The organism is candidate division TA06 bacterium (assembly GCA_004376575.1).
GTDB lineage: Bacteria > Hydrothermota > DG-26 > E44-bin18 > E44-bin18 > E44-bin18.
On the sequence record SOJN01000116.1, the window covers coordinates 1 to 9,453 of the forward strand.

Annotated in this window: 8 protein-coding genes; all 8 read right to left on the reverse strand. The window is 50.5% G+C overall.

What is annotated here, in order from left to right; translation table 11 throughout:
* Positions 1 to 287 precede the first annotated feature (287 nt).
* The 8 genes from E3J62_09700 to E3J62_09735 all read right to left on the reverse strand — a co-directional run bounded on the left by E3J62_09700 (position 288) and on the right by E3J62_09735 (position 9,306).
* Positions 288 to 2,087 (reverse strand): T9SS type A sorting domain-containing protein, encoded by a 1,800-nt coding sequence (locus E3J62_09700; protein ID TET44639.1) that lies wholly within the window; start codon positions 2,085 to 2,087, stop codon positions 288 to 290.
* Positions 2,088 to 2,194: 107 nt separating this feature from the next.
* On the reverse strand, positions 2,195 to 3,640 hold the full coding sequence (locus E3J62_09705; protein TET44640.1) for a hypothetical protein: 1,446 nt from the start codon (positions 3,638 to 3,640) through the stop codon (positions 2,195 to 2,197).
* A gap of 16 nt (positions 3,641 to 3,656) precedes the next feature.
* Entirely contained in the window at positions 3,657 to 4,592 is a 936-nt protein-coding gene (locus E3J62_09710; protein ID TET44641.1) for a PorV/PorQ family protein, read from the reverse strand.
* Positions 4,593 to 4,859: 267 nt separating this feature from the next.
* Positions 4,860 to 7,145 carry a hypothetical protein gene (locus E3J62_09715; GenBank protein TET44642.1) on the reverse strand — a complete coding sequence of 762 codons (2,286 nt, stop codon included), beginning with the start codon at positions 7,143 to 7,145 and terminating at the stop codon, positions 4,860 to 4,862.
* Positions 7,146 to 7,168: 23 nt separating this feature from the next.
* Positions 7,169 to 7,777, reverse strand: coding sequence for an energy transducer TonB (locus tag E3J62_09720; GenBank protein ID TET44643.1), 609 nt, complete (start codon positions 7,775 to 7,777; stop codon positions 7,169 to 7,171).
* Between the two features lie 3 nt (positions 7,778 to 7,780).
* Complete coding sequence (locus E3J62_09725; GenBank protein TET44644.1) at positions 7,781 to 8,191, reverse strand: biopolymer transporter ExbD; 411 nt, start codon at positions 8,189 to 8,191, stop codon at positions 7,781 to 7,783.
* Positions 8,192 to 8,197: 6 nt separating this feature from the next.
* Positions 8,198 to 8,608, reverse strand: a complete 411-nt coding sequence (locus E3J62_09730) for a biopolymer transporter ExbD (GenBank protein ID TET44645.1) — start codon at positions 8,606 to 8,608, stop codon at positions 8,198 to 8,200.
* Between the two features lie 38 nt (positions 8,609 to 8,646).
* Positions 8,647 to 9,306, reverse strand: coding sequence for a MotA/TolQ/ExbB proton channel family protein (locus E3J62_09735; GenBank protein TET44646.1), 660 nt, complete (start codon positions 9,304 to 9,306; stop codon positions 8,647 to 8,649).
* Positions 9,307 to 9,453 lie beyond the last annotated feature (147 nt).

Consider the following 9,453-nt stretch of genomic DNA (forward strand, 5'->3'; position numbering starts at 1 on the left):
AATCCCAATGGCAAACAAGGACATAGCACCCCATTGCCAAGCACTACCGCCAACTGAATTGGAGAAGAGCCAAACTTATAAACTTTTGGCCACGGACCACAGATTTCTGTAGGGGCGTATTGCAATACGCCCCTACTAAAGGCAGGCGCGCGACCCTTCGGCAGGCTCCGAATCTGCTTTTGTAATCGGTTCACCGGCACCCAATGAGGTTTGACCCCAAAGCAAAGGGGGCGGCTGGTAAGCCGCCCCTTTCGTACTTCGCTCTTCGTACTTCGTACTTCCTGAAGTTATCTCAGCAGCACCATTTTCTTGGTCGAAGTATAACCGGGCGTAACAATCTTATAGAAGTAGATTCCAGAACTCAATCTGCCCGCATCCCAAGCTGCCTCGTGAACACCCGCATTCTTGTTCCCGTCAACAAGGACCTCCACGAGCCTGCCGGTCGCATCGTAAACCAGAACTCTCACGTGAGCAGCTCCAGATAGTTCGTATCGTATTACCGTCCGCTTGGCAAAAGGATTTGGTACATTCTGAGCCAGCGAGAACCGATCCGGCCTCACCGACTTCGGGCCGTCTTCCTCCACCCCTACCAGGAGCATCTCTGCCGGCGCCGCCCAGTATCTTATGGGATTCAGAGTCACTGAACCCTCCGGTGCTGTGCCCACTGCACCACCAGCATCTTTGTCCTCTACAAAACAAATGTGTAGGGTGTCGTTTACCATCTCGGCCAGGGTTGCGTAGTCTTCAGAATCGCAGTTGCCTGCACTGCAGTCTTTGGACGAAGTATTGGACATGTTCACAGCCTTAGACCATGTGGCTCCTCCATCAGTTGAATATGATCCGAATATGTCGTAGTTCGGATAGCCCATGGCAGAGGTATCGCCCCACGGATTTCCTGCGAAGATGCAATACAGGTAACCTGTGGTTGTATCTATGCCAATTGAGGCATGGTCTGAGTGCATCCTCCAGGCACCAGCTGTATAGGTCGAGTGCCACCCTATTAGTGTGTCGAAGCACACAACGGTTCTACCAGTAGCTTTTGACCAATGTTCTATGTAAGACGCGTAATAGAAAGAGGTGTCGCCAACAACGTACCGAAGCGGATAAACGAGGTGGAGGCTGTCGTCGTTGTCATAAACACCGTTCACATCACAGTATGCCCTCGTAGTATCAGCCGGAATGAAGTTGGTAATATTGTTTTTTGCGGTCCAGTCCCAAGTCGCGCCGTAGTCGGTGGATTCTACGTAGTAGACGTCATTGTTTATCTGTCCGGTCGCCCAGCCAACGTTGTAGGTATATGCAATGCAGACCTTGCCTGACTGCCAGGACGTGGTCACATCGTAACTCAGGTCGTATAGAGTATCAAAAGAGGTCCAACTGTCCCAGTTCGTGCCGTCATCGGTAGACCTTGAGTAATACACAATATGGGAATCCCCCGGATTAGGTGCAATCTGGCTCGAAACAACATGAATGTTGTCCTGGGCGTCCACCGCTCCATGGGGCCAGATCACCGTCGTTGCTTCAAGCGGGGGCATCGTAATCGTGTCTATCAGAACCTGCTGAAAAGAGCCAAGCCTGGGAATAATGTCAACGGCACAGGCTGCGACAAAGTACATGCTCGGGGCGCCAGGCGGCATCCTAACATGATAGAAGGCTACTCCCCTTCCGTCTGAAAGAACGTCAAAAGTGATATAGCCCGACCTTATTGATTGCCCCGGGTCAATCTGTATACCGGAGGTGTCCGACCCTGCTGAAGGCCACCAGTCTGAATTGTTGTACTGGACATGCCTTATCACGTGGCCACTATCCCAGGCCTTTGTCCATACTGCCTGAGCGGCCTGGTCAACGTCTAACTGAATCATTCTATTGAGTGAGGAATTGTGTTGAGCATCATAGTATGTGTCACCAATTCTCTGACCTGGCGAAACGAGTGTTATCCCGCCTGCATACACCGGAGCACGGATCGGCTCATCACCTCTGAGCCTTGCGAAAACCTTCCTGTCCATGGTAACAGTCATCTTCCCCGAAGCGAACACGCACGCGGCCAATCCCACAACAACCAGGAACAAAACACACTTCTTCAACATCCGTTTGCCTCCCTTTTCTTGGGGCTACAAAGTTTCTCGAAAACCTTTTCTATCTCCAGCTCCTGCGCTTTCACCTCCTTTCAGCAGTCTCTAGAATGGCTTGTGCATCATTCATTCAACCAATCCAGAATATTCTTGATCGTGGTGGCCAAAGGCTCACCAGTCGATCCGTCTACTTCAATCCTGTACAGCGGAAAGGAAGCTGCTGCTGCTCTAAACTCCCCGCTTTCGTGCTCGAACTGAAACATGACTGGCCGACCTTCCATGGCCGAGTCGCCCGACACGGAGTGATATCCGTATAGAGCGTCCTTGGGGATATTCTTGATGAAGCATACCTGGACGTTGGGTATGCCCGGGTTGAAAATATTCTTTGCTGCATCCACCAAAAGAGTATCAAAACCGGCGAATTGCGGGAACGCACTGATGAAGTCATTGCCGGTTGTGGCCACCAATGAATCTACACCTAGGTGGCCATCCTGGAAGCCGCTCGTCAAACTTGACAGGGCCTGGTATCCACCTATTAACAGCCTACCCCCCACATCAAGATATTCCTCAAGGATCGAGGCCTCGGGTAGACTCGGCACGTTCCAGTCATCAGTGTGAAGAAGAACGATCCTGTATTGTCCAATAGTATCATGCGGAATAACGGCTGACTCGTCCGAATTGTCAATGCTCTCATAGCCACCCCAGCCAGCATTATCCAGGATAAGCGCATAGAAGCTGTCCACCATTGCGTCGCTAGGAAGAGAAGGGCTCGGATTGGAGAGCCGATCAGAGGTTTCATCGATAACTAGAAGCCGTTTACTCAAGGTCGGCACAGACACATAGATGGCCCTTGGGGCACAGCTTGAATCGATCGCCATGGCATCATCCATCGCCCTCAAGAAGAACGCGTGCCAGCCCGTTGTTCTCAGTGCAGGGTCATCGTTCCCCGTGAAATATTTCTCCCTCGCCTCATCCCATTCCGACCACGCACCACCATCCCATTTCCAAGAGAATTTGGGAAGGAATACCTCATCTGAGTCTTCTGTGCTCCACTTGAAATAAATGCCATACCACGTGGCAATCGTGTCTGAGATTACGAAGAGCGTCGTGGAATCTTCAGGACCTTCTTCGATAACCGTATTCACGGGAGGGATATTAGTAACACGAAACACCCTCCGCCCAATAGAGTCCGAGATCGTTACATCGGTGTCATTATCCATTGCTCTCACATAAAAGATATGGGTAAATTCAGTGTCCGGTAGGGGCGCGGCAAAAGCGATTGTGTCTTCGGTGCCCATCCCGGAGTCCACCCATAGAGTATTCCATGTGGAAGTATCATCAATAGCCCACTGATAGGCTATGATATATCCGTCGGGATCCGCACCGTACCAGTATACAATTGGAGCGTGGGGCAACTGCGAGCTGTCAGGGGGGACATTGACCAGATAGATGCGGGGCCACTGATTCTCAATGATTACATCGGGTGGAGGGGTAATCCTGCATCCAAACATGACGAACACAACCGAGACTACTCCAAGAACAAGAGCCGTAAGAATTGCTTTTCGCATTACTCTCCTCCCTCAATTAGAAGCTCATCCCCAGCGAGGCTCTATGCATCTGGGTAACGAATCCGAAATCACTGTAGCCATAATCAAAACCCAGACCTATGGAACCAACCTTGAACTTGAAGCCCACTCCTGCTGACCAGGTTTCGGCATCATAGTTGAACTTGTAGCCAGCTCTCAAGAAGAGCATGTCACTGAACGAATATTCACCGCCGACGATGGCCTGCTCTTCATTGTGATTCGGGTGGCTTCCCTCAAAATCCACAACAAGCCTGTGAGGAAGCTCATCATAGGGCACCGCAGAAATGCCAACCTTGAAGTTCATGGGCAGAGGAAAACTTTCCCTTATGTATTCCATGTCAGGGCCGAAGTTTGAGATGCACATCCCTATTTTCAGGCTCTTATACTGTGTATCGTATAAGGTGCCAACATCTCCAGCGATCGTCATCAGCTCTTCCCGCTCAGCAAAGCTTCTTATGACTTTTAGATTGATGCCGGTTGAGAACTTCTCAGTCAGTCTCTTGCTGTAGGTGATCTGACCCGCGTAGTCCGTATAGGTGAAGTATCTACCCGTCCAGTTTCCCTCGGCTCCTCCCTTAGTCGGAACCGTCTCCTTCATTGCGTCCATCCACAGAACAGTCGCGCTCACGCCTATCACGCCCATCAGTGGAGAGATAGGATGCACATATGCGAGGTAGTCATGTTTTATGTCCGCTGGATAGTTGGTATGTGTGGCCACAAACTGCTTGCTGTTCAGCCATGCCACCCCGGCAGGGTTGTAGTACAGGGCAGAGGCATCGTTAGCGATGGCGACAAAAGCACCTCCCATACCCGCCACTCGCGCACTGGGTGCTATGTCCAGAAACACCATGCCTGCTGTTCCCACTTTCGACTGACCCAGCACCGAAATGGGAAGACATAACAAGACCAATGTGATAACGAATGTTCTCCTCATACCGTCCCCCTTAATATTTCAGATCTATGATGTAAGATCTAACATCAAAAACTCAGTACCTGAGAATCCCTTTCGTTCGCCCTCCTACCACCATCACGAAAATCGAAAATAGAAGATCGAAAATCGAAAATTCAACGTTCTCCGTACGTCGACATTCTCACATCTAGATTGCTTCGCTAGCCCTGAGCCTGTCGAAGGGTCACGCGACGCTCTCCCTCGACTTCTCTCGGGATTAAACATACCCCGTTCGCAGTTTGCAAGTTTCATTTACTTGAGTATAAGGAATTTCCCCACCTGTGTTCTACCGTTGGGTTCTTCCACACTGAACAGATAAAGACCAGAAACAATCGCCTCCACGTCTCTGCTGATTAGATTCCATGACTCCGCACTCGCAGCCCTGCCACTCGCCATATTGGCGGACGCATGGTGCTTAAGTGTCCTCACCAGGTCACCATTAAGACTGTAAATCCTGATTGTGCACTCAGGAGGAAGATTTATGAAATCTATCCGCCGGGTGTGTTCGCTCCAGCCTGCCCCTTCCCAGTCCTCCCACTTCATACCTGCGTAGTCCTCGTCTATCCTGTAAGGATTGGGGACAACCTGGACCTTGTTCTTGCCAACAAACTGCCCGGGCTCGGGAGAAGGGGTGACTCTTTTGTAATTTGACAGCGGAGATGTTTCTAAAGAAGCCAGGACATCTCCGTACCCGGGTGGATAGCCCTTGTCAAATGCTGTCACAGCGTAGAACCTGGGATAGTAGTTGAGCATCGGTCCATCAACGTACACGTATGTCGTCTCACCACCCTCTACTTCAATTGAGTCCGGCATCCCTCTGTTCCAGAACAGAGGTATTGTCCCGCTGGTGTCAAAGTCAATCCTGTCAAACTCAGCAAGGAGCGTGAATTCTCCCAGGCGGCCAGTTTCACTCCTGTACACCCTGTAACCTTCGAAATAGTCTGTATCATAGGGTGCAGGGATGAATTTATTTTCGTAAACTTCAGAATGCTTGCCCCACCTGATGATCACTTTTTGATCCTCAGTCTCTAGTGTCATCATTGGAGAAGGCGGTGGAGGAGGTCCTTCGAAGTCCGGCGCACCGTCGCCAGAAATGTAGAGTGTCTCGCTGCCTGTAATCGTAAAGTCACCGGCATATCCATTGCTGTCCGTGTCAACGCCCGGATTGTCATACACTGTGTATGCCCAGCTTGCGTTTATGGCCAGGTCATCAAAGCTCCACTCACACCACGGGTTGCCGTTATGAAAATGCTCTCCACCAATGTATGCGAGAATCATCACCAGGGTATCTCCAGCGGGCAGATCATTGGGACCAAAGGAGAGAAGATAGCGCGTGTCGTTTATGCTGTCGATTCCTGCAGGATATACAAGAGAATTACAGACCTGGTCAGGATCGAAGTAGCCATTACTCATTATTCTGTACTTCGCGTTGTCTCCCATGGGCGTCCCATCTACATCATCTGGGTCTTCAGTGTGGTACGGACCCCAGTCTAGATTATCATCAGAATCAGAAAACCACCAGTTGAAGGATATCTGTTCTGGCGGAGGATACACTACTCTCGTCCCCGTGACACCATTCGCTGGGCCTACGTCACCACAAGAGGCCTCTGGGTGGATTCCATCATCGTCTGCAAGCCAGGCTACTGTTATATAGTCTGCAGGAGATTGATACTTGGGTGTGCCTGCGACATCCGTCGAATCATAGCTCTGCGTCTGCTCATTCCAGAGGTAAAGCGTGGTTCCAGGAGCCCATAGCGTATCAGACTCGTCTCTCCACACTCTAAACCCGGTTATGTCATCCTGAGCTGACGCCTGCCTGCACGGATAGTAGTCCGTCACGGGAGTAACATCGCCGTCTATGTAAAGCGCAATATAGATATCTCTTATGGTCTTTCCATCTCCCCGAATATTCTCAATCCAGAATTTCATCAATATGAAATCCTGAGCGTAGTCATACGACCAGGAGTAGGTCTGCTGTGTGACCTTTATGCCCATAGGTTGGTGGTCTGGTGGAACGTAGGGGCTGCCCACTGTATCGGTATAGACAGCAATCAGATCCTCCTCGCTTATCGCAGGGCCGTACTTCAAAAATAGTGGGTCGCTGCTGTCGGCCGGGTCCCAGTAGAATTGAGATGCGGGGTTAATCGATCTCTCCATTATGGTATCATTGTCAGTGTTTCCGGGAAACATCTCATTCTCGTGCAACCACCCATCTGCCCCAACTGAAACGAGCGTATCATCATCGATCACTCCACCTATCCACAGCGCGCCCTGAAACAGATAGTCCTGGTGGGAGTTTGCAGGAAACTCGCAAGACCATTCATACGGTTCATATTCTCCCGCATTCCCGAAGAAACCCCAGTTGCTCAGTACAAGCCTTATGTTCCCCCACATGTGCGATCTGACCTCAGTCTTCGGGTTCTGGAGGATATTTCCGCGCCTAGCGGGTTCTCCATCAGCCATTGCTCCCCAGGCAGAGCTGCTAAACAAGACAGCCAGCCCCAGGGCAAACAATAGCACAAACAACCGCCTGCTCATATCTTCCTCCATCTTTGGTGTGCTCAACCCTCTTTGAGAATGAAATTGACCGGGAAGCTCACCCAGACTCTTACAGGTTTGTCCCTCTGTTTTGCCGGTCTGAACCTCCACTGCCTAGCGGCTGTTATCGCAGACTGGTCAAGAGCCGGATGAAGTGACTTTAAGAGCTGGACGTCAAGCACGGTTCCATCGGTATCCACAAGAAGCTTGAGAACAACCATCCCCTCTATGCCCGCCTTCTTGGCGATATCAGGATACTTCGGCTTAAACCAGTACTTCGGCTCCGGGGGGGTGTCATAGGGTACAAACTCCGGCGTTTCTATCTCGGGTGCAGGAGGCTTTTTCGCAAAAGGGTCGAAGTCAGTTTTTTCTATGGTCTCTTCAGCTTCCTCGTCGCTCTCGGCAGCTACCGGCAGCTTTGGCTTGGCCACAGGAGGAGGTTCTACGATGTCCTTCAGCTGTTCAGGAAGAGTCTCTATTCTAACGGCCATTTCTGTTCTCGGTTTATATGGATGAGGCGTATATTCAGGAGCAGCAATGAACCCCACGAGGTGAAAAAGTAGTGCCAGAAGCAGGGCAAGTTTCAGATAGTCTGAATACGTTTCCTTCAAGTCACTCGTTTTCCTTGCCATTATTCATCCACCTTTTTTCTTCTTAGCACCAAGTGAAACTTTTAACGCACCGGCATCCTTGAGCTCATCAAAAACGTCTGCCATCACGCCGTAGCTTGCGTTCTGGTCTGTGAGCATGGAAACAATGATGTTGGGGTTCACCATAAGCTTCTGCGACATAGGCCAGCTAATTGAGCCCAGGGGAGTGTCCATATCATCTATTGAAATCATCTCCTCGTCGTTGATCCAGATATGTACTATGTTCTTTCTAGGAAGCTTCTGCACAGCAGTGGCCCTTGGCAATTCGATCAGCAGACCTATTTCAACTCTAAACACTGTTGTCACCATAAAAAAGATTATGAGAAGAAATGCAATGTCGGCCATTGAACATGTTGGTATTTCTGCTTTTGCCTTTTGACGCTTTCCCAGTCTCATCTCTAATCACCTTTTGGACTTGGGGGCAGGAGCAAAACTTATTCTCTCAGCCTTCGCCAGTTTTAGCTTATCAAAAACCTGAATCATTCTCCCGTACCTGCACTCCCTGGCAGTTTTGAGTGATACGACCAGACTGTCATTCTCCGCAAGCTTCTGCTCTATCAAGGCCTGCACATCGTCAAGCGGGACTGGCTCTCCGCTGATCTTGATGATGCCGTCCTTGTTGACGAGCACGGTCAGTATGTTTTGTTTCTTGATCTTCACCTCTTCACCGGGCTCAGGCAAGACCATGGTCAGGCCGGCTTCGGTGGCGAATATGGTTGTTGTCATGAAAAAGATTATCAGCAGGAACGCTATGTCAGCCATAGATGCAGTCGGAATGACCGCTTCCGCTCTTGCCCTCTTTCTCAGTTCCAACTCAACCTCCAGTTCTTGTCAAGAACCTCGGCCTACAATCATTCCACCAGATCGCTTATCAACTCGTTGGCAGCCACCTCCATGTTCCTTGTATAGGTGTTTATCCTCGACGTGAAGTAAACATGGAAAGCGACCACCGGTGCCGCAATTGCCAACCCGGTTGCAGTAGTTATCAGCGCTTCTGATATTCCCCGGGCCACCAATGTGGGTTCGACCTCTCCCGCAATTGCTATAGCGTCGAATGCCCTTATCATTCCTGCCACGGTACCCAAAAAGCCAAGAATTGGAGCAATCGTTGATACGCCGGCAAGAACCAGCATCCCTCTGTCGAGAAAAGCAAGTTCAGTGGAACCAGACAGACTGACGGCGTCCTCTATCTCTCTCCTTATGTCAGCCCTGCGCCTTCCATAATCTCCAGCAGGGTTCGCTCCCTCAGAAGATGCACTCAGTTGTTGGTGCTTCTTCAGGGCCACGGCCAGAATTCTGGCTATGGGGCTGCGGCTTTTGTCGCAAACTTCAAGCGCCTGCTCATAGCCCCCAGACTTGTAGGCGTATTTGATCGCAGCGACGAGCACGTTGGGATTGGTTGCTGCAAGAACGTAGGAAACCAGCCTTTCAATGATGAAGACTAGACCGATTATCCCACATGCCAGCAACGGGTACATGACAGGGCCACCCTTTAGAAAAAGATCAACCACCTCTTTGCCTCCTTTCGCTCTGGTATCCTAGCGGGCGCTACCAGTTTACGCTCAATCCAACTCTAATGTTTCTCCTGGGACCCCAGTTAGTTGGATTCCTCTCTATTTCTCTGCCATCCCCTTCAGGAGTTCCGGTATCCGTATGGA

Coding starts and splice junctions, on each gene's coding strand:
- E3J62_09700 (TET44639.1), bottom strand. CDS start 2,087: ATGTTGAAGAAGTGTGTTTTGTTCCTGGTTGTTGTGGGATTGGCCGCG.
- E3J62_09705 (TET44640.1), bottom strand. CDS start 3,640: ATGCGAAAAGCAATTCTTACGGCTCTTGTTCTTGGAGTAGTCTCGGTT.
- E3J62_09710 (TET44641.1), bottom strand. CDS start 4,592: ATGAGGAGAACATTCGTTATCACATTGGTCTTGTTATGTCTTCCCATT.
- E3J62_09715 (TET44642.1), bottom strand. CDS start 7,145: ATGAGCAGGCGGTTGTTTGTGCTATTGTTTGCCCTGGGGCTGGCTGTC.
- E3J62_09720 (TET44643.1), bottom strand. CDS start 7,777: ATGGCAAGGAAAACGAGTGACTTGAAGGAAACGTATTCAGACTATCTG.
- E3J62_09725 (TET44644.1), bottom strand. CDS start 8,191: ATGAGACTGGGAAAGCGTCAAAAGGCAAAAGCAGAAATACCAACATGT.